Source organism: Pararhodobacter aggregans (genome assembly GCF_003075525.1).
Taxonomy (GTDB): domain Bacteria; phylum Pseudomonadota; class Alphaproteobacteria; order Rhodobacterales; family Rhodobacteraceae; genus Pararhodobacter; species Pararhodobacter aggregans.
Genome location: NZ_QDDR01000012.1, coordinates 74,264 through 92,326, shown reverse-complemented (window position 1 = coordinate 92,326; position 18,063 = coordinate 74,264). Strand labels below are relative to the sequence as shown.

General features: G+C 68.8%; 16 protein-coding genes. 9 read left to right on the top strand and 7 right to left on the bottom strand.

The genetic code is table 11. The features are described from left to right. The first annotated feature begins 1 nt into the window (after window position 1). Window positions 2-1,846, top strand: a complete 1,845-nt coding sequence (locus DDE23_RS19935; protein ID WP_107754264.1) for a hydantoinase B/oxoprolinase family protein — start codon at window positions 2-4, stop codon at window positions 1,844-1,846. Beyond that, window positions 1,843-2,919, top strand: a complete 1,077-nt coding sequence (locus tag DDE23_RS19930; protein ID WP_107754262.1) for an alanine racemase — start codon at window positions 1,843-1,845, stop codon at window positions 2,917-2,919. The genes DDE23_RS19935 and DDE23_RS19930 overlap by 4 nt, the downstream gene beginning before the upstream one ends. Before the next feature lie 180 nt (window positions 2,920-3,099). Here DDE23_RS19930 and DDE23_RS19925 read toward each other — a convergent pair whose 3' ends face one another. From DDE23_RS19925 to DDE23_RS19905, 5 genes are read right to left on the bottom strand one after another with little or no spacing between them, the layout of a single operon-like run. Beyond that, entirely contained in the window at window positions 3,100-3,831 is a 732-nt protein-coding gene (locus DDE23_RS19925) for an amino acid ABC transporter ATP-binding protein (RefSeq protein ID WP_107754260.1), read from the bottom strand. Next, on the bottom strand, window positions 3,828-4,907 hold the full coding sequence (locus DDE23_RS19920; RefSeq protein WP_238150066.1) for an amino acid ABC transporter permease: 1,080 nt from the start codon (window positions 4,905-4,907) through the stop codon (window positions 3,828-3,830). Before DDE23_RS19920 ends, DDE23_RS19925 begins: the two co-directional genes overlap by 4 nt. Window positions 4,908-4,912: 5 nt before the next feature. After that, a complete protein-coding gene (locus DDE23_RS19915) occupies window positions 4,913-6,049 on the bottom strand; it encodes an amino acid ABC transporter permease (protein WP_238150065.1) in 1,137 nt (378 codons plus the stop codon). A 3-nt stretch (window positions 6,050-6,052) separates the two neighbouring features. Further along, a complete protein-coding gene (locus DDE23_RS19910) occupies window positions 6,053-7,075 on the bottom strand; it encodes an amino acid ABC transporter substrate-binding protein (RefSeq protein WP_107754257.1) in 1,023 nt (340 codons plus the stop codon). Between the two features lie 3 nt (window positions 7,076-7,078). Continuing rightward, window positions 7,079-8,266, bottom strand: coding sequence for a trans-sulfuration enzyme family protein (locus DDE23_RS19905; protein ID WP_107754255.1), 1,188 nt, complete (start codon window positions 8,264-8,266; stop codon window positions 7,079-7,081). A gap of 100 nt (window positions 8,267-8,366) precedes the next feature. On the opposite strand from DDE23_RS19905, the gene DDE23_RS19900 reads away from it, so the two are divergent. Beyond that, complete coding sequence (locus DDE23_RS19900) at window positions 8,367-9,263, top strand: LysR substrate-binding domain-containing protein (protein ID WP_107754253.1); 897 nt, start codon at window positions 8,367-8,369, stop codon at window positions 9,261-9,263. Between the two features lie 67 nt (window positions 9,264-9,330). Here DDE23_RS19900 and DDE23_RS19895 read toward each other — a convergent pair whose 3' ends face one another. Both DDE23_RS19895 and DDE23_RS19890 read right to left on the bottom strand, forming a co-directional pair. Further along, window positions 9,331-10,767, bottom strand: coding sequence for a sulfatase family protein (locus DDE23_RS19895; protein ID WP_107754251.1), 1,437 nt, complete (start codon window positions 10,765-10,767; stop codon window positions 9,331-9,333). Then, complete coding sequence (locus DDE23_RS19890) at window positions 10,764-11,249, bottom strand: MarR family winged helix-turn-helix transcriptional regulator (protein ID WP_107754249.1); 486 nt, start codon at window positions 11,247-11,249, stop codon at window positions 10,764-10,766. The genes DDE23_RS19895 and DDE23_RS19890 overlap by 4 nt, the downstream gene beginning before the upstream one ends. Before the next feature lie 114 nt (window positions 11,250-11,363). On the opposite strand from DDE23_RS19890, the gene DDE23_RS19885 reads away from it, so the two are divergent. The 6 genes from DDE23_RS19885 to DDE23_RS19860 all read left to right on the top strand — a co-directional run bounded on the left by DDE23_RS19885 (window position 11,364) and on the right by DDE23_RS19860 (window position 17,843). Further along, window positions 11,364-12,323 carry a tripartite tricarboxylate transporter substrate-binding protein gene (locus DDE23_RS19885; protein ID WP_107754248.1) on the top strand — a complete coding sequence of 320 codons (960 nt, stop codon included), beginning with the start codon at window positions 11,364-11,366 and terminating at the stop codon, window positions 12,321-12,323. Between the two features lie 30 nt (window positions 12,324-12,353). Next, complete coding sequence (locus tag DDE23_RS19880; protein ID WP_107754246.1) at window positions 12,354-12,914, top strand: hypothetical protein; 561 nt, start codon at window positions 12,354-12,356, stop codon at window positions 12,912-12,914. Further along, window positions 12,914-14,494, top strand: coding sequence for a tripartite tricarboxylate transporter permease (locus DDE23_RS19875; RefSeq protein WP_107754244.1), 1,581 nt, complete (start codon window positions 12,914-12,916; stop codon window positions 14,492-14,494). Before DDE23_RS19880 ends, DDE23_RS19875 begins: the two co-directional genes overlap by 1 nt. A gap of 20 nt (window positions 14,495-14,514) precedes the next feature. Continuing rightward, on the top strand, window positions 14,515-15,939 hold the full coding sequence (locus DDE23_RS19870; RefSeq protein WP_107754242.1) for an FAD-binding oxidoreductase: 1,425 nt from the start codon (window positions 14,515-14,517) through the stop codon (window positions 15,937-15,939). A 210-nt stretch (window positions 15,940-16,149) separates the two neighbouring features. After that, window positions 16,150-16,734, top strand: coding sequence for an ANTAR domain-containing response regulator (locus DDE23_RS19865; protein WP_107754239.1), 585 nt, complete (start codon window positions 16,150-16,152; stop codon window positions 16,732-16,734). After that, entirely contained in the window at window positions 16,731-17,843 is a 1,113-nt protein-coding gene (locus tag DDE23_RS19860; protein ID WP_107754237.1) for a CmpA/NrtA family ABC transporter substrate-binding protein, read from the top strand. The genes DDE23_RS19865 and DDE23_RS19860 overlap by 4 nt, the downstream gene beginning before the upstream one ends. The last annotated feature ends 220 nt before the right edge of the window (window positions 17,844-18,063 follow it).

Below are 18,063 nucleotides of genomic sequence, written 5' to 3'. Positions count from 1 at the left end.
GATGCCGCTCGCCCCCCGACCCGAGATCACCGCCACGCGCTCGGACCCCGTGACACTGGAAATCCTGAAGAACGCGCTGGAATCACTGGCCGACGAGATGGCGCTGATCATCCTGCGTTCGGCCTACAGCCCGATCGTGCGCGACTCGATGGATTACTCGACCGCGATCTTCGATGCCGAGGGGCGGCTGGTGGCGCAGGGTCTGACGAACCCGATTCACCTGGGGTCCTTCCCGCGCGTGATGACGCGGCTGCTGGAAACCTTCGGCGCGACGATTGCCGAGGGCGATGGCTTCCTCGTCAACGATCCCTATGCCGCAGGGGGCATGCATCTGCCGGACATCTTCTTCATCCGCCCGGTGTTTCAGGCCGGGCAGCGCGTGGGTTTCACCGCCTCGCTGGTGCATCACACCGATATCGGCGGCCTCGCCCCCGGTTCGATGGCGCTGAATGCCGAGGAGATCCATCAGGAGGGTTTGCGCATCCCGCTGGTGCGGCTGTTCGAGGCCGGGCGGCCCAACGCCGCGGTATTCGACATGCTGCGCGCCAATTCCCGGATGCCGGGCGAGGTGATGGGCGATCTGCGCGCGCAGATCTCGGCCTGCGATACCGTCGCGCGGTCCTTCGCGGCGCTGGTGGCCAAGCACGGCGCGGCCTTTCCGGCGCTGATCGACGAGTTGCACGATTACGCCGAGCGGCTGGTGCGCCAGCGCATCGCCGAGATCCCGGACGGGGTGATGCGCGCGGTCGACTACATCGACGGGCTCGGCGAATCCGGCGCGCGGATCGACTTTCATGTCGCGATCACAGTCAAGGGCAGCGAGATCACCTTCGACTGGGAGGGGACCTCGGATCAGGTTGCCGGTGCGATCAACTGTCCGATCACGACCACCTGGTCGCTCGCCTATGCCGCCTTGCGCAATGCCCTGGGTCCGGGGATCCCGAATTGCGAGGGCTACATGCGGCCGATCCATCTGCGTGCCCCCGAGGGATCGATCGTCAACCCGCGCGACGGCGCGGCCTGCGCGGCGCGCGGCGTGATCGCCTATCGGATGCTCGACACCTGTTTCGCCGCCTTCGGCCCGCTGATGCCGGGGCTGGTGCCCGCCGGCGGCGAGGGCGGGCCGACGGCGATCACCTTCTCGGGGCGGCAGGGCCCGCGTCAGGTGCAATGGCTGGTCACGGACGGCATCCTCGGCAGTTGGGGCGGGCGGCGCGACCATGACGGGGTCGAGGGCATCTCCAGCCCCGGCGCCAACCTCTCGAACCAACCGATCGAGTTGATGGAGGCCCGTCTGCCGCTGCGCGTGGAAAGCTATGGCTTCGCGCCGAATTCCGGTGGGGCCGGGCGCCGGCGCGGCGGGCTGGCGATGCAGCGCACCTATGTGATCGAGGCCGAGACTGCCTCCATGACCCTGCGTTCGGATCGGCGGCGCAATCTGCCGCTGGCGATGGACGGCGGATTGCCGGGTTCGCCCTCGGTGACGACGCTGCAGCATGCCGATGGCCGTTGCAGCCTGCTGCCGACCATGAACATGGGACCGCGCCCGCTGCAACGCGGCGACCGCGTGATGCATATCGCCGCGGGCGGCGCCGGTTATGGCGACCCGCTGACCCGTCCACCCGAGGCGGTGGCCGAGGATTGCCGCGATGGCCTTCTGGACGCCGGGCACGCCCGCACGGTCTATGGCGTGGTGCTGGCGGCCGATGGGGCGCCGGATCCGCTCGCGACCGACGCGCTGCGCCGGGACCTGTCGCGGCTGGAACCGGGAGAACTCGCGATGAGGCAGCAGGCCCATTTCCTGGAGACGATCGGCGCCGGTCCGGGGATCGGCGACCGCCCATGATCTCGCGCCCCAATCATGTCGAGCTCGACCCGGACGCGCTGCGCCACAACCTCGCGCTGCTGCGCGGGATGCTGCCCGGCGATCCGGTGATCTGGCAGGTCTGCAAGGGCGACGGCTACGGGCTGGGCACGGTCCGTGCGGCGCGGATGGGGGCGGCCTGCGGGCTCGGCCGGTTTTGCGTCGGTACGCCAGACGAGGCGCTGGAGCTGCGCGCCGCCTTGCCTGACGCCCGGATCCTGATGTTCCCCTCGGCGTTGCCGGCCGATCTGCCAGCGCTGGCCGCGGCAGGGATCCTGGTTTCCGTGCACAATCGGGCCAGTCTGGAGGCGATCCTGATGGCCGCCCCTGAGGCGGGTTTCTGGCTGAAGCTCGATTGCGGCCTGCATCGCTACGGCTTTGCCGAGCCTGAACTGGCGCCGGTCCTGTCGGCGCTCGACAAGGGGCACCTGCAGGGCATCGCCGGGGTCTATACCCATTTCAGTCAATCCTCGGCGCGCGGTTCGACCGAGGCCGCGCTGGCCGCCTTTGACCGGCAACTGACCTCGATCCGCGCGGCCTGCAGGCGGGCGATACCAGGCATGCTTGCGGCCAGCCCCCTGCTGCTGGCACGGCCCGATTTGCGCCATGAACAGGTCGATCCCGGCCGGGCGCTTTATGGCATGATGCAGCCGCCGGGCAGCGCCGCTTTCAGGCCCGTGGTCCGCGCGATCCGGTCCGTGCTGCTCGACAGCCGCGCTGTTCGGCGGGCGGGCGCGCTCGGCTACGGCGCCGTGGCGGGGCGCGCGCCATCGCGGGTCGGGACCATTCCCATCGGCCATTTCGACGGGCTCCCGGCTCGACCGCCGTTCGGACAGGTGCTGATCCGGGGGCAAGCGGCGCCGGTTGTCGCGCGAACGCTCTTGGCATCGATGGTCGATCTCAGTGACATTGCGGATGCCGGCGACGGTGATCCCGTGACGCTCGTCGGTCAGGACGGCGGGAGGGAGATCACGCTGCAGGACCTCGCCGGGGCGCTTGGCCTGTCGGTCACGGACCTGCATTTCGGCCTGGTGAGAGCCCTGCGGAAGGAGTGATCTCGGCCCTTGCAAGACGGGTCGGCCGCTCTCTCGCATCCGGCGCTGTTCCCTGTGCGCCGGATCGAGCGGAGATCGGAACCGGACGCTTCTGGTGACCGGCCTGTCCGCAGGGATGCCGCAGGCGGCGACCGTTCCCGCTTGTGGCGCGGACCCCGTGCCGGGCCGATGAAAACCCGGTCAGTGGACGATCTGTTCCAGAAACTCGCGGGTGCGCGCGTGGTGGGGATTGCCGAAGAAATCCTCGGGCGGGGCCTGTTCCACGATCTGCCCGGCGTCCATGAAGATCACCCGGTCCGCCACCCGGCGCGCAAACCCCATCTCGTGCGTGACGACGATCATGGTCATCCCGTCATCGGCAAGCGCGATCATGGTTTCCAGCACCTCCTTTATCATCTCGGGATCCAGCGCGCTGGTCGGCTCGTCGAACAGCATCACCTTGGGCTCCATGCACAGGGCGCGGGCGATGGCGACGCGCTGCTGCTGCCCGCCCGACAACTGCCCGGGGAACTTGGCCGATTGCTCGGGGATGCGGACCCGTTCCAGATAGCGGCGCGCGCGGGCCTCCGCCTCGGCCCGGCGGGTGCCGCGGGCCAGGATCTGCGGCAGGGCGCAATTCTCCAGCACGGTCAGGTGCGGGAACAGGTTGAAGTGCTGGAACACCATCCCCACCTCGCGCCGCACGGCGCTGAGGTTCTTCAGGTCATCGGTCAGCGGGGTGCCGTTCACCACGATGCTGCCCGACTGATGGTCCTCCAGCCGGTTGAGGCAGCGGATCAGCGTCGACTTGCCGGACCCCGAGGGCCCGCAGACCACGATCCGCTCGCCGGGCTCGACCGTCAGGTCGATGTCGCGCAGCGCGTGATAGCTGCCGTACCATTTGTTCAGTCCGGATACGGAGATGGCGGTCATGAATGGCTCCGGTTCTTGACGGTCTGTTCCAGCCAGCGCGAATAGAGCGAGATCGCGATGCAGATGAGGAAATACATCAGGGCGACGAACAGATAGGTTTCGGTATAGGGCGCCGGCCAGGCGGGATCGGCAGCCGCGGCGCGGCCCGCCCCCAGCATGTCGAAGACGCCGACGATCATCACCAGCGAGGTGTTCTTGACCATGATGATCGCGGTGTTGGTCAGGGGCGGGATCACCTTCTGGATCGCCTGCGGCAGGATGATGTGCCAGATCGTCTTCCAGAACGGGATGCCCAGGGCCTGCGCCGCCTCGCCCTGTCCTTTGTCCACGCCCTGCAGGCCGCCGCGGATCACCTCGGCCAGATAGACCGCGGCAAAGACGGTCAGCGCGGCCAGCGTCCGGCCCAGCTTGTCGATGGTCCAGCCCTCGGGCAGCAGGAGCGGCAGCAGGATCGAGGCCACGAAGAGCACGCCGACCAGCGGCAGGCCGCGCACCAGCTCGATCAGGCCGACCGAGACCAGCCGCGGCACCGGCAGGGCCGAGCGTCGCCCCAGCGCCAGCGCGACGGCGAAGGGAAAGCCGATCCCCAAAGACAGCACCGCAAGCAGCAGCGTGACGGGCAAGCCGCCCCATTGCGAGGTCGGCACCAGCGGCAGGCCGAGGAAGCCGCCCTGCATCAGCCCCAGCATGGCCAGCAGCGACAGGCCCCAGATCGCCAGCAATCGCGCGCCCCACAGCCGGGGCGAAAGCGAGGCCAGCACCATGGCCAGGATCAGCCCGATGACCAAGAGGGGGCGCCAGTGTTGGTCTGGCGGGTAGATGCCGAACAGGATCAGCCGCGCCTTGTCATGGACATAGGCCCAGCAGGCGCCGCCCTGACGGCAGGCATCGGGATCCTCGGTGCGCCAGACGGCATCGAGGATCGCCCAGTCCAGCGCCGGCAGCAGGGCAAGGATCAGGCCGAGGGCCAGGAGGGTCAGCAGGGCCGACAGCGCATCGCCGAACAGCAGCCGGACCAGCGGGGTCCGGGCCTTTGCCGGCGGGGTCTGGGCGGCAAGCGGGGGGTGTTCGGTCACGCTGGTCACCGGACCACCAGCGCCACGCGGGCGTTGTACCAGTTCATGAACAGCGACACCGAGACCGAGATCGACAGGAAGACAGCCAGCATGATGAGAATGCTTTCGATGGCCTGACCGCTCTGGTTGATGACCGTGCCGACCACCAGCCCCAGTTCGGGATAGCCGACGGCCAGCGCCAGCGTGGTATTCTTGACGGTCGACAGATATTGCGAGGTCAGGGGCGGGATGATGATGCGCAGCGCCTGCGGCACGATGACATGGCGCAGGATCTGGCGGCGGGTCAGGCCCAGGGCGCGCCCGGCCTCCCATTGCCCGCGCGAGATGGCTTCGATCCCGCCGCGGATGATCTCGCTGATGAAGGCGGCGGTATAAAGGACCAGACCGATCATCAGCGCGGCGAATTCCGGCGTCAGATGCAACCCGCCGCGAAAGTTGAGCCCGACCAGCAGCGGCATGTCCAGCGATGGCGCCGATCCGCGCAGGAGGCTCAGCGCCAGCCCCGCGGCCAGCGCCGCCCCCAGCGGCCAGAGGAGCCCGCCGCGGCCCAGAAACCGGCGACGGCCCAGGGCCGCGGCCACCCCGGCGGCCAGCGCCACCAGGACCAGAACCGCGATCCCTTCGAAGGCGAGCGCCGGCAGATGGATGCCGCGCTGCGAGAGATAGACGCCGGGCAGGGGGTTCAGCGCCTGCCGTGCCGGCGGAAAGGCCGTGGTGGCCAGCGCGTACCAGAACAGCAATTGCACGATCAGCGGCATGTTGCGCATCAGCGTGACATAGGCCCCCGCCAGCGCCGAGAGCAGCGGATTGCCCATGCCCCGGGCCAGCGCCACGGCAAAGCCCAGCAGGCTGGCCAGCAGGATGGTCAGCGCCGAGACGAAGACCGTGTTGCCGATGCCCACGACAAAGGCCCAGCCGTAGGTATCCGCCGAGTCATAGGCCAGCACGCTTTCCGAGATCGGGAACCGCGCCGGACGGCTTAGGAACTCGAACCCGGTCCTTATGCCCCGCGCCGCCAGATTGGTGAGCGTGTTGCCGACGATCCAGGCGACCAGCGCCGCCAGACCGCCCAGAAGGGCGATCTGGAACAGCCAGTTCCTGACCCGGGTGCTGTACCAGAGGGTGCGGAGCATCCGGTCCATGCCTCACTGGAAGGCCAGCGGGAACATCAACCCGCCGTCGCTGTAGAGCCGGTTCGAGCCCCGCTCCAGCCGCAGCGGGCTGTCCATGCCCAGATTGCGCTCGAACATCTCGCCGTAATTGCCCATCGCCCGGATGATCTGATAGGCGAAATCCTCGCCCAGCCCCAAGGCCTGCCCGTTGCCCGGATCGAGGCCCAGGAACCGGCGGATCCGCGGGTCGGTGGTCTCGGCGAAGCTGTCGATGTTGTCCTGGGTGATGCCGAATTGCTCGGCGGCGATCAGCGCCTGGATCGACCAGGTGACGATATCCAGCCATTGATCGTCCCCATGCCGCACCGCCGGGGTCAGCGCGTCCATGTAGCGCGTGGCGGGGAAGATCACGTAATCGTCCGGGTTCGGCGCCTCGGTCGCGCGGATCGAGGCCAGCCCGGCGGCGTCGGTGATGAGCGCATCGCAGCGCCCCGAGAAAAACGCCTGCCGCGTGGCCGCCGTGTTGTCGAAGACCACCACGTTCAGGCCCAGGTCGTGCTCGGTCGACACGTCGTTGACCACGACTTCGGTGGTCGAGCCGGTCTGCACGCAGACCGAGGCGCCGGCCATGTCCTGGACCCGCTCGATGCCCAGTTCACGCGGCATCATGAAGCCGGTGTATTCGTAGTAATTGGGCGTGGTGAAATTGAGCCCGTTGCCGTCGCGTTGCAGCGTCCATGTCAGGGTGCGGGGCAGGATGTCGATCTCGCCGGTCTGCAGCGCGGGGATACGCTGCTGGCCGGTCAGCGGCACGAATTCCACCGCGTCACGGTCGCCCAGCACGGCCACGGCGACCGCCCGGCAGGTCTCGACATCGAGGCCGCGCCAATAGCCGTTGCTGTCGGGCGCGCCGAAGCCGACCGCGCCCTGGCTGGAGCCGCAGATCAGCCGCCCCCGCTCGCGCACGGTTTCCAGCGTGGATTGCGCCTGTCCGGCGACCGGCAGCAGCGTCAGGGCCGCCGCGAGAAGGGGGAGGGAACGAAGTCCGGGATGCATGTCTTATCCTTCCTGTTGTACCGCTTGGGGATGGGGCTGAAGCGCCGCGAACAGCGCCTCGAGGTCGGCCCACAGATCGGCCGGGTCTTCGAGCCCGATGCAGATCCGCAGGATGGTCCGGTCGTTCCGGGGATGCGGGAAGATGCGGTTCGACTTCACGCTCATCGGCGCGATCAGGCTGCGCGTGCCACCCCAGCTCGATCCGATGCGGAATGTCTTCAGCCGGTTCAGCGCTGCCTCCAGACGGGGCTCGGCCGCCTCGTCCAGCACCACGCTGAAGAGCCCGCTCGCGCCCTTGAAATCGCGCTGCCACAGGGCGTGGCCGGGCGCGCCGGGCAGGGCCGGGTGCAGGATCTCGCCGGTGCCGGGCATCCCCTGCAGCCGCCGCGCGAAATCCAGTCCCACCCGGCCCACATGCGCCAGACGTACCGCCATCGTCTCCAGCCCGCGCAGCGCCAGCGCCGCGTCGTCGGGCGAGACCCCCAGACCCAGCATCCGCATCGTGTCGCGCAGGCGGCGGCGCAGGTCCAGATCCGACACGGTGATCGACCCCAGAAGCAGGTCGGAATGCCCGCCGACATATTTGCTCAGCGCCTGCATCGAGAAATCGACGCCATGCGCCAGCGGCTTGAACAGCAGCGGCGTGGCCCAGGTGTTGTCGATGCCGGTCAGCACGCCATGCCGCCGCGCCAGCGCCACGATGGCGGGCACGTCCTGCACCTCCATCGTGGTCGAGCCGGGGCTCTCCATCCAGATCAGCTTGACCGAGGGGTCGATCATCGCCTCCAGCCCCGCGCCATCGGCCGGATAGATCCGCCAGGCGACGCCGCGCGGCTCAAGGTAGTGGCGGCAGAGGCCGGTCAGCGGCGGATAGGCGGTGTCGGGGATCAGCACGCAATCGCCCGGCATCAGCACGGTCAGCAGCACCATCGCCAGCGCCGCCTGACCCGAGGGCACCAGAACCGTGCGCAGCCCGCCCTCCAGCGCGGTCAGCTGCGCCTCCAGCGTGCGGGTGGTCGGCGTGCCGTGCAGGCCATAGGAATAGCCGTCCAGATCGCGCTGGGTCCGGGCGGCATAGGCGGCCGCATCCTTGAAGAGGATGGTCGAGGCCCGATGCACCGGGACCGCGAGACTGTCGAAACCCTCGGTCGAGACCGCGGGGTGGATGATGCATCGCGTGGCGTCTTTCATGGGATGTCCTGTTCTGAATGGCTTGATCAAAGCGCGTTCAGACTAGTAATACTACTGATTGGACCGCATAGCTCTATGCGCAAACCTTATAGGATGGGCGATGAACTTCCGGCAGCTGGAGGCATTCCGCTCGGTGATGATCTCGGGTTCGACCGTGCGCGCGGCGGAATTGCTGCAGGTCACCCAGCCAGCGGTCAGCCGCACCATCGCCGAGCTGGAGGCGTCGCTGGGCTTTGCCCTGTTCGACCGGGTGCGCGGCCGGCTGGTGCCGACGCCCGAGGGGCAGCTGTTCTTTCGCGAGGTGAATGAAAGCTACAAGGGGCTGGACCGGCTGCGGTCCGCGGCGGCCTCGATCCGCGAATACGGCTCGGGCCTGCTGCGCGTCGCCAGCCTGTCGGTTCTGGGGCCGACGCTGGTGGCGCGCGCCATCCAGCATTTCCGCACGGAGCATCCCAAGATCCGCATCCTGCTGCAGGTCACCTCGTCGGCGCAGGTGCGCAATCTGGTAGCGGATGGTCAGATTGATGTCGGGCTGGCCGCGGACGAGATCGACCAGTCCGGCGTCGACACCCAGACCTTCCTCAGCGTGGCCGGGGTGATCGCTATGGCGCCGGATCATCCCCTGACGCGGAAGGAGGTGGTGACCCCTGCGGATCTGGTGGCCTGGCCGCTGATCGGTCTCTCGCCCGAGGACCGGGCCCGCCACCGGCTGGATGCCGCGCTGAGGGAGGCGGGGCACCGGGCCGATTACATCCTCGAGACGCCGTCATCGGCGACGATCTGCGCGCTGGCCCTGTCCGGCGACGCGGTGGGGTTCGTGAACCCGATCTCGGCCGAGGGGTACAGCGAGCGCGGGCTCGTCCTCAGGCCCTTCGCGCCCAAGGTGACCTTTCGCTCGCTGCTGGTGTTCCGCCCGGACACCCAGCGCGCCGGGCTGGTGCGGGATTTCACCGCCATCCTGTTCCGGCTGCGCAATCAGATGCAGCTGCCGCGCTGACGGGCGCCAAGGTGCCGATCAGTTCGCGGTCAGGCCGACACAGCGGCGGGCACCGCCGTCCGGGGCCTCAGTGCTTCGGCGGCGGGGTCGACGAAGGCGCGCCGATCGAGGCGGCAATGGCCGTCCCGCCGTAGCTTTCGATCATCGCATCCTGATCGGCGAAGGCCTGGGCATCGACCGCCTCGGGGTCGCAGATCGCGCGCAGGGCGGCCTGCATCGCGGCCAGCGCCCCGGCGCAGGCGGGATCGGCGGCGCGGTTCACCGCTTCTTCGGGATCGGCCGCAAGGTCGAAAAGCTCGGGCGGGAAGCCGACGTAATGGATCAGCTTCCACCGGCCCCTACGCAGCATGAAGGCGCCCGAGACCGCGCCGACTGCATGGTATTCGCTGAACACGGCGCGCTCGGGATCCGCTGGCCGCGCCGCAAGGTCATAGAGGGACTGGCCGGGCCGCTCGCCCTCCAAGGGAGCCTTGAAATGGTCGAGGATCGTCTCGGACACGTCAAGCAGACTGGCGGGTGTCGCACAGAGCGCGGGAACCGAGGCCCCCAGCGACGGTGCGGGGGCGACGATCAGCGGGATCTTCGCGCTTTCCTCGTACATCGTCATCTTGCCCCAGAGGTTGCGGGTGCCGAGGCTCTCGCCATGGTCGCTGGAATAGATGATCGTCGTGTTCTCGAACTGGCCGCTCGCCTTCAGCGCGGCGACGATGCGGCCCACGTTGTCGTCCATGTAGCTGGTCAGCCCGTAATAGGCGGCGATGGCGACGCGGCGCTCTTCCTCGTCCGTCCAGCCTTCCTCGCCGACCATCGCGGCGGCGGTCTTGTCGACCCACGGATGCCGCGGCAAGCCGCGCATCTTGTCGGCGGGCAGCTCGTCTGTCGGGTACATGTCATAGAATTCGGGCGGGGCGATCAGCGGGTGATGCGGCGCGACGAGGCCGACATAGAGGCACCAGGGCGCCTCGGCCCCCGCGGCCTCGGCCAGCCAGTCGCAGCTGCGCTGGGTCACGGCGGCATCGTATTTGGTGTAGCTGCTCTCGCCGGGGCCGACCACATCGCCCATCATGCGGACCTCGCGCTTGTAGACGCGCTGATCCTCGCGGCGGATCGAGCCCCAGACCATGCCCTTGCCGTCCACCACATGCATCGGGATGTGCTGCACGTCAAAGCCGGTGTCGTCGCCGGTCTGCCGGTAATGCAGCTTGCCGATGCTTTCCACGCGGATGCCCTTGTCCTGCAGCGCGTGCCCCCAGCCGCGCGGCTGGCCGGTATAGGGCATGGCATTGTCCCAGCGGCGGATCTGATGGACATAGCGGCCGGTGGCGAAGGCGGCCCGGGCGGGGACGCAGATCGGCGAGGGGGTATAGGCCTCGGTGAACCGTGTGCCGCGGTCGGCCAGCGCATCGAGGTTCGGGGTCCGCACGACAGGATGGCCGGCGCAGGACAGGGCCTGTGCCTGATGCTGGTCGGACAGGATCACCAGCAGGTTGGGGGTGCGGCTCATGCGTTGTCTTCCTCGTCAGTGTCGAAATCGTGCCGCTGCGCGGCCTCGGCCAGCGCCTTGATCGCCTCGAACATCACGTTGCGTTGGGTGTCGGTCAGGGCGCCCATCAGATGCGCCTGCCGCGCATCCAGCGCCGGGGCGATGCGGGCATAGGCGGCGTGGCCCTTGTCGGTCATGGCAAGAAGCTGCTGGCGGCGATCCGCCTCGTAGGGCGCGCTGGTGACATAGCCGTCGGCGATCAGCTGGCTGATCTCCTTGGAGAACTGGCTCTTGTCGATGCCCATCAGCTTGCGCAGCGCCGTGCTTGTGTGCGCCACATCGAGGCTTATCAGCCGCAGGACCCGCCATTGCGCGAGGCTCAGGTTCCCGCGTTTCGAGATCAGCGCCCGCGCCTGCGCGTTGAGCAGGCTGTGCAGCTGGAACACCAGCAGCGGCAGCGGCAGGCGCAGTTCGATCGCCGATTCTATGTCACTCTTGGCCATGACAATTCCTCTTCCCTTGGCTGACCTTCCCGGAATAAGGTGGACAAGTCAACAATATTAAGTTGACTTTTCTACCTTCATTTCGGACGGTGGACGCATCAGAGGAGGAGACTGATGATTCGTGCCATCCCGACCTGCGCGGCAGCCTTGCTGGCCGGCGCCTGCTTCACCCTTCCCGCCTTCGCCCAATCGGCGGGCTGGACTCCGCCGGGTCCGATCACGCTGATGATCGGCTTCGCTGCCGGCGGCGGCGCGGATACCCAGGCGCGGCTCGTCGCGCAGGGGATCGAGGATGCGACCGGCTGGACCGTCCTGCCGCAGCAGGTCACCGGCAACAGCGGCCTGACACTGGCCCAGCAGCTGCGCGACGCGCCCGCCGATGGCAGCGTGATCGGCATGATCGTCTCGGAAACGCTGGCCTATAACGCGGTCCGCGTCGGCAACCCGGACCTGCAGGCCTCGAACTTCACGCCCCTCGCCACCACGGCGGCGTTCCAGCTGGGCCTCGTCGCCATGGCGAACGGCGATTTCGCCAGCTGGGAAGCGGTCGAGGCCGCGCACGAGGCCGGCCGGCCGATCCGCCTTGGCACCGCGACCGAGCGGCAGGCGGACATGGCCTATCACCTTGGCCTCGGCTCGGGGATCGAGTTCAACATCGTGCAGGTGCAGGGCGGGTCCGAGATCATGAACGGGCTGCGCGCGGGCGATCTGGACCTCGGCTGGGTGGCCGGGGCACAGGCCAGCGCCGTTGCGGGCGGCGAGATGGTCAACGTCGCCAGCGGCATCCCGACTCCGCTGGCCGAAAGCCCCGATGCGCCGACGATCCGCGAGCTGGGCAGCAACTTCTATCTCGACGGCTATTTCATGTTCGTGGCGCCCGCCGGCATTCCCGACGAGGCCCGCGAGGCTCTGTCCGGGGCGATTGCCTCGGTCGTCCAGAACCCCCAAACCGAGGCCGGTGCGCTGATCGCGCGCAATTTCGGCGGCGCCTCGGTTCTGACCGGCGAGGCGCTTGACGCCTATCTGCAGGCAGCGGTCGAGGATTCCGTGCGGCTCATCGACACCGTGCGCTGACCGGTGCCGGTGGCGAGGGAGGAAGACGCCATGCCACGCCTGACCGCTGACCTTGTGCTGGGGCTCGCCGCCCTGGCCCTGGCGCTGGCTGCGCTGCTGTTCTGGGTGCCCGCCGATACCGGCAGCGGCATCGTGGAACGGATCCGCGGGCAGTACCGGATCGGGGATGCCATGGGACCGGCCGTCGCCTTCGGCATTCTCATTCTGGCGGGGATCGTGCTGGCCATCGAGGCCTGGCTCAAACCAGCCTCGGGGCCGGGGCCCAGCGGCTTGGGTTCTGCGCAGCTGGGCTTCCTCCTGCTCTTGTTCGTGATCTTCATGATCAGCCTGCTGGCCATGCGCTGGACGGGCCCGGCCCTGGCATCGCTGCTGACCGAGGGCGGCTACCGGTCTCTCAGGGCAAGCCTGCCGTGGAAATACCTCGGCTATGTCACCGGCGGCACGATCCTGGTCGGCAGCCTGATCGCCCTCGCGGAGCGACGGATCAGCGTCAGGGCCTTCGTCATCGGCTTTTTCGCCGCCCTGCTGCTGGCGATGTTCTACGACCTGCCGTTCAGGGACTTCCTGCTGCCGCCCAACGGGGACCTGTGATGGACTATATCCTGATGGGGATCGGCGCGGTGTTCGGCGGGCCCGAGCTGTTCGCGCTCGGGGGCATCGGCATCCCCGCCGCCCCGGCCATGCTGTTCCTCGGCCTGCTCACCGGCATCGCGGTCGGTGCCACGCCGGGGCTGGCGGGGCCGATGGCCATGGCGGTGTCGCTGCCGATCCTGATCTCGATCTTCGGGGTGCGCCCCGATGCGCTGCTGCCGGTCTTCGGCTTCCTGATCGGCATCATGAAGGGCGCGACGGTGGGCGGGGCGGTCCCAGCGGTGCTGTTCAACATCCCCGGCACGCCGGACGCCTTCATGACCACGCTTGACGGCTATCCGATGACCCGGCGCGGGATGCCGAAACGCGCGCTGAAGATCGCCCATCTGTCCTCGGTCAGCGGCGACACACTGTCGGACATCGCGCTCTTCGTCTGCGCGCCCTTCCTCGCCGTTCTGGTCGAGCGGTTCCTCGACCTGCCCGAAAAGACCGCGCTGATCCTGCTGTCGCTGACGTTCATCGCCGCTGTCATGGGCAGTTCGGTCGGCAAGGGGCTGATCGCCATCGGCCTGGGGATGCTGGCGGCGATGGTGGCGACGGGGCAGGACTTCCATCCCCGGCTGGCCCTGGGCGTCGATGCGTTGAGCCACGGCTTTCCGATGGTCTCGGCGGTCCTCGGCATCCTGATCCTGGGCGAGATCTTCTGGACGCTCGATGACCATTGGCGCGGGCGGGTGAGCCGGGACGCGACCGAGGCGACCGACGCCGGCCCTGACGGGCTGCGCAAGGGCGACGTGCGGCGGATCCTGCCGCATATCCTGCGCTCGTCGCTGATCGGCACCGTGATCGGCGCCTTGCCGGGCGTGGGGTCCACGCTGGCCGCGACGCTGGGCTACACCTGGGGCCGCCGGGTCCATGCCAAGCGCAAGACCCCCGAGCAGGCCGCGTTCGGCGAGGGCGCGCCCGAGGGCATCGCCGCGACCGAGGCCGCCAACAGCGCGGTCAGCGGCGCGAACCTGATCCCGGTGTTGTCGCTGGGCATTCCCGGCAACGCGGCGGCGGTGTTCCTGATCCTCGCCGCCGACAGCATCGGCGGCTTCAACCCGGGGCCGGGCGTCTTCACCTTCAGCCACCCGCAGATCAACCCGGAGCTGGTGGTGGCTTTCGGCATCTTCACCCTGATGGCGCTGGGGAACCTGCTGAACTGGACCATCGGCGGTGTGTTCATGCGGGCGATGGGCATCATGTCGCGCGTGCCGATCCGCTACCTGCTGCCGGTCGTGCTGTTGGTCACGCTGACCGCGATCTATGTGCAGGACCCGCGCCTCGGCGCGCTGTGGACCGCCTTCGGCTTCGGCGTGCTGGGCTATCTGTTCCGCTGCCTGCGCATCCCGCACCTGCCCTTTGTCATCGCCTTCATCCTCGCCGGCAGCCTCGAGAATGCCGCGCGGCAGGCGTTTTCTGCCACCGGTGGCGATCCGTTCTTCCTGTTCTCGTCCTGGGTCTCGACCGCCTTCATGCTGATGGCGATCGCCACGGTCTTCCTCGCTGGCCGTGCGCCGGGTGAGCGGCGCGGCTGACCCCCGATCCGGAGTTTCCGATGCACACGACCATCCTCGACGACCTGCGCCGCGCCCTCGGCCCTGAGGCCCTGCTGACCGATCCCGCGGATTGCGCGCGCTATCTTACGGATTGGACCGGCCAATTCAGAGGCACCGCCCTGGCCGTGGTCCGACCCGCCTCGACCGAGGCCGTGGCGGCGGTGGTGAAGCTCTGCGCGGCGTCGGGCGTGGCGATCACGCCGCAGGGGGGCAATACCGGCGTGGCGGGCGGCGGTGTGCCGCTGGGCAACCGGCCGCATATCCTGCTCTCGCTCGACCGGATGAAGGCGATCCGCCGGATCGACGCCGCCGCGCGCTCGGTCACGGTCGAAGCCGGCTGCGTGCTGCAACAGCTGCAAGAGGCCATCGCGCCCGAGGGCCTGATCTTCCCGCTGATGTTCGGCGCGCGCGGCTCCTGCACCATCGGCGGGAACCTGTCGACCAATGCCGGGGGCTCGAATGTCCTGCGCTACGGCAATACCCGCGCGCTCTGTCTGGGGATCGAGGCGGTGATGGCCGACGGCAGCGTGGTCAGTGACCTGTCCGGCCTGCGCAAGGACAACACCGGCTACGACCTGCGCGACCTGATGATCGGCGCCGAGGGGACTTTGGGTATCATCACGGCGGCCTGCCTGCGGCTTTACCCGGCCCCGGTCATCCGCGCCACTGCCTTTCTGGCGCTGCCCGACGTGGCCTCGGCCCTGAGCGTGCTGAACCGGTTGCAGGACGCGTCAGGCGGGTTGGTGGAGGCATTCGAATACATGCCGGCGCCGATGATGCGCCAGATCTGCGCCCATCACGGCAAGCGCCCCCCGATGGCCGAGCCGCCCGAAACCGGGATCCTGCTGGAACTCGCCTCGACCCGGGGCGACGATGCCGCGCCCGATCCCGAAGGCACGCCGAGGCTGCAGGCGCTGGTGACCGAGGTGCTGGCCGGTCTGATGGAGGAGGGGCTGGTCGCGGACGCGGTGATCTGCGCCTCCGAGGCGCAGCGCAATGCGCTCTGGCAGCTGCGCGAGGGTGCCGCCGAGGCGATCTATGCGCTGAAGGGCAGCTACATGTTCGACCTCTCGCTGCCGCTGGCCGCAGTGGCGGACTTCGTCGCCCAGACCGATGCCGAATCCCGCGCCCTGGGGTTCGAGGTCTATACCGTCGCGCATCTGGGCGACGGCAACCTGCATTACACGCTGGCGGCGGGGGCCGGTCGGGACTGGGCCGCGCTGCCCCACACGGCGCAGATCGACCGCATCCTGGATCGCGTCGCCGCTCTTGGCGGGTCGTTCAGCGCCGAACACGGCATCGGCCAGGCGAAACTGCCCTACATGCCGCGCTACCGCAGCAAGGCGCGGCTCGCGGCGATGCGGGCGATCAAGGGGGCGCTCGATCCTGACGATCTGTTCAACCCCGGCAAGACCATCCCCTGAAACCCTGCCCGCCAGCACACATGAACCGCCGCGCTGCCGTTGATAGCCCCGCGCCGCAACCCGGGTCTGGTGGAGGTGAAAGTCGATCCGCCCCAGACCTACGCCCGTCGGCCGCACAAATTTTCAGCACTTTCGTTGCGTCGCGCTTTCTGCGCCCATAGCCCCGGCACCGCGCATTGCGTTCCGTCCGCTTTGTGCGACACGAGAGCCATGACCCGGGGAATCGATATTCTTGTCGTTGAGTCCGACCCGACGCGGGCGCGGGCGGTGGCGGATGCGCTCAGCGCCGATGGCGGTTGCCGGGTGGTGATCCTGGCCGATGTCTCGTCGCTCGCGCGGCGCATCGCCGAGATGAACCCCGATGTGGTCCTGATCGACATGGAAAACCCTTCGCGCGACGTGATCGAGGATCTGTCGCTGGCCGCCGGGCCAAAGGATCGCGCCGTTGCGCTGTTCGCACCGGGCGGCGATACGGCGCTCATGCGGGCCGCCATCGAAGCGGGCGTGTCGGCCTATGTGGCCGAGGGGGTCCGTCCCGAGGTGCTGCGCCCGGTGATCGACCTTGCCATCGCCCAGTTCGGCCAGATGCAGCGCCTGCGGACCGAACTCGAGGCGACGCGACGCGCGCTCGAGGAGCGCAAGCTGATCGACCGCGCCAAGGGCATCCTGATGCGGGCGCGCGGCCTGTCCGAGGACGAGGCCTATGCCCTTTTGCGCAAGACGGCGATGGACCAGAAGAAACGGCTGGCCGAGGTCGCGGCGGCGCTGGTCACCGCGGCGGGTCTTCTGGGATGAGCGGGCTTGCGATCCGCGCGGCCTATGTGCCGCTGGTCGATGCGGCACCGCTGATCGTCGCACGCGAACTGGGCTTCGCCGCCGACGAAGGGCTGGCGCTGGACCTGGCGCAGGCGCGGTCCTGGGCCTCGTTGCGCGATCTGCTGGCGGCGGGCGCGGTCGATGCCGCGCATATGCTGGCGCCGATGGCGGTGGCCCGCGCCATGGGGCTGGGTCCGGCCCTGCCCCCGGTCGAGGTGCTGATGATCCTGTCGCAGGGCGGGCAGGCCGTGGGCGCGGCCGAGGCGCTGGCGCAGCGTGTAGCCGGTCTGACCGAACCGGCGCCGCTGGCCCGCGCCATCCGTGCCGCCGGGCCTGCCCGCCTGCGCGTCGGTGTGCCCTTTCCGTTTTCGACCCATGTCCTGCTGATGACCCGCTGGCTGGGCAATGATATCGACATCCGCACCGTCCCGCCGCCCTTGATGGCGCAGGCGCTGGAGGCCGGTGAGATCGACCTGTTCTGCGTGGGCGAACCTTGGGGCTCGGTGGCCGAGCGACAGGGCGTCGGTCGCATCCTGCTGCCCGGCCGGGCGATCTGGGCCTCGGCGGCAGAGAAGGTCCTCGCGGTCCGGTCGGGCTGGGCCGAATCCGCACCGGACACGGCGCGGGCCTTGATGCGGGCCGTGTGGCGGGCGGGGCGCTGGCTGGATCTGCCCGCGAACCGCAGCATGGCGGCCGAGATCCTGGCCCGGCCGGAATTCCTGTCACTCCCGCCCGAGGTGATCGACCGCGCGCTGACCGGCGGCATCGGCGGCGCCGGGCGCTTCGTCACCTTCCACGAGGGCGCGGCGACATTCCCGTGGAAAAGCCTCGGCGGGCTGATCGCCGCATTGCTCGCCCGCCGTCACGGCCTGCCCGAGGGCCCGGCGGTCACCGCCGGATCGGCGGTGTTCCGCACCGATCTCTATCGCCTGCACCTGCGCGAGGCGGGCGCCGATCTGCCGGGCGCCTCGCAGAAGATCGAAGGCACCCTGTCGCATCCCACTGCCGTCGCCTCGGAACGCGGGACAATGATTCTGGGGCCGGACCGGTTCTTCGACGGCTGGATTTTTGATCCCCTCGACGGCTGATCCCTGATTTCCGCCCAAAATTGCAGCAGAAACCCGCCCCGGTCCGCGCGGTTGCAGCACGATGTTGCGGCGCTGCGGCGATTGTGGTGACCTGACCTCAGGCCTGCAACGGCGCAGTCCTCCGGCATCTCGTTCGAATGCCACCCTCCGCGATGACGCGGACCCCCGACATTCGCAGGCGACACGCGACCGGTCTTGGTCTGCGTCTGCCGCCCCCCTG

Excerpts from the sequence above, each read along its gene's own strand:
- DDE23_RS19935 (WP_107754264.1), top strand. The coding sequence starts at position 2 with ATGCCGCTCGCCCCCCGACCCGAGATCACCGCCACGCGCTCGGACCCC.
- DDE23_RS19930 (WP_107754262.1), top strand. The coding sequence starts at position 1,843 with ATGATCTCGCGCCCCAATCATGTCGAGCTCGACCCGGACGCGCTGCGC.
- DDE23_RS19925 (WP_107754260.1), bottom strand. The coding sequence starts at position 3,831 with ATGACCGCCATCTCCGTATCCGGACTGAACAAATGGTACGGCAGCTAT.
- DDE23_RS19915 (WP_238150065.1), bottom strand. The coding sequence starts at position 6,049 with ATGGACCGGATGCTCCGCACCCTCTGGTACAGCACCCGGGTCAGGAAC.
- DDE23_RS19910 (WP_107754257.1), bottom strand. The coding sequence starts at position 7,075 with ATGCATCCCGGACTTCGTTCCCTCCCCCTTCTCGCGGCGGCCCTGACG.
- DDE23_RS19905 (WP_107754255.1), bottom strand. The coding sequence starts at position 8,266 with ATGAAAGACGCCACGCGATGCATCATCCACCCCGCGGTCTCGACCGAG.
- DDE23_RS19900 (WP_107754253.1), top strand. The coding sequence starts at position 8,367 with ATGAACTTCCGGCAGCTGGAGGCATTCCGCTCGGTGATGATCTCGGGT.
- DDE23_RS19895 (WP_107754251.1), bottom strand. The coding sequence starts at position 10,767 with ATGAGCCGCACCCCCAACCTGCTGGTGATCCTGTCCGACCAGCATCAG.
- DDE23_RS19890 (WP_107754249.1), bottom strand. The coding sequence starts at position 11,249 with ATGGCCAAGAGTGACATAGAATCGGCGATCGAACTGCGCCTGCCGCTG.
- DDE23_RS19885 (WP_107754248.1), top strand. The coding sequence starts at position 11,364 with ATGATTCGTGCCATCCCGACCTGCGCGGCAGCCTTGCTGGCCGGCGCC.
- DDE23_RS19880 (WP_107754246.1), top strand. The coding sequence starts at position 12,354 with ATGCCACGCCTGACCGCTGACCTTGTGCTGGGGCTCGCCGCCCTGGCC.
- DDE23_RS19875 (WP_107754244.1), top strand. The coding sequence starts at position 12,914 with ATGGACTATATCCTGATGGGGATCGGCGCGGTGTTCGGCGGGCCCGAG.
- DDE23_RS19870 (WP_107754242.1), top strand. The coding sequence starts at position 14,515 with ATGCACACGACCATCCTCGACGACCTGCGCCGCGCCCTCGGCCCTGAG.
- DDE23_RS19865 (WP_107754239.1), top strand. The coding sequence starts at position 16,150 with ATGACCCGGGGAATCGATATTCTTGTCGTTGAGTCCGACCCGACGCGG.
- DDE23_RS19860 (WP_107754237.1), top strand. The coding sequence starts at position 16,731 with ATGAGCGGGCTTGCGATCCGCGCGGCCTATGTGCCGCTGGTCGATGCG.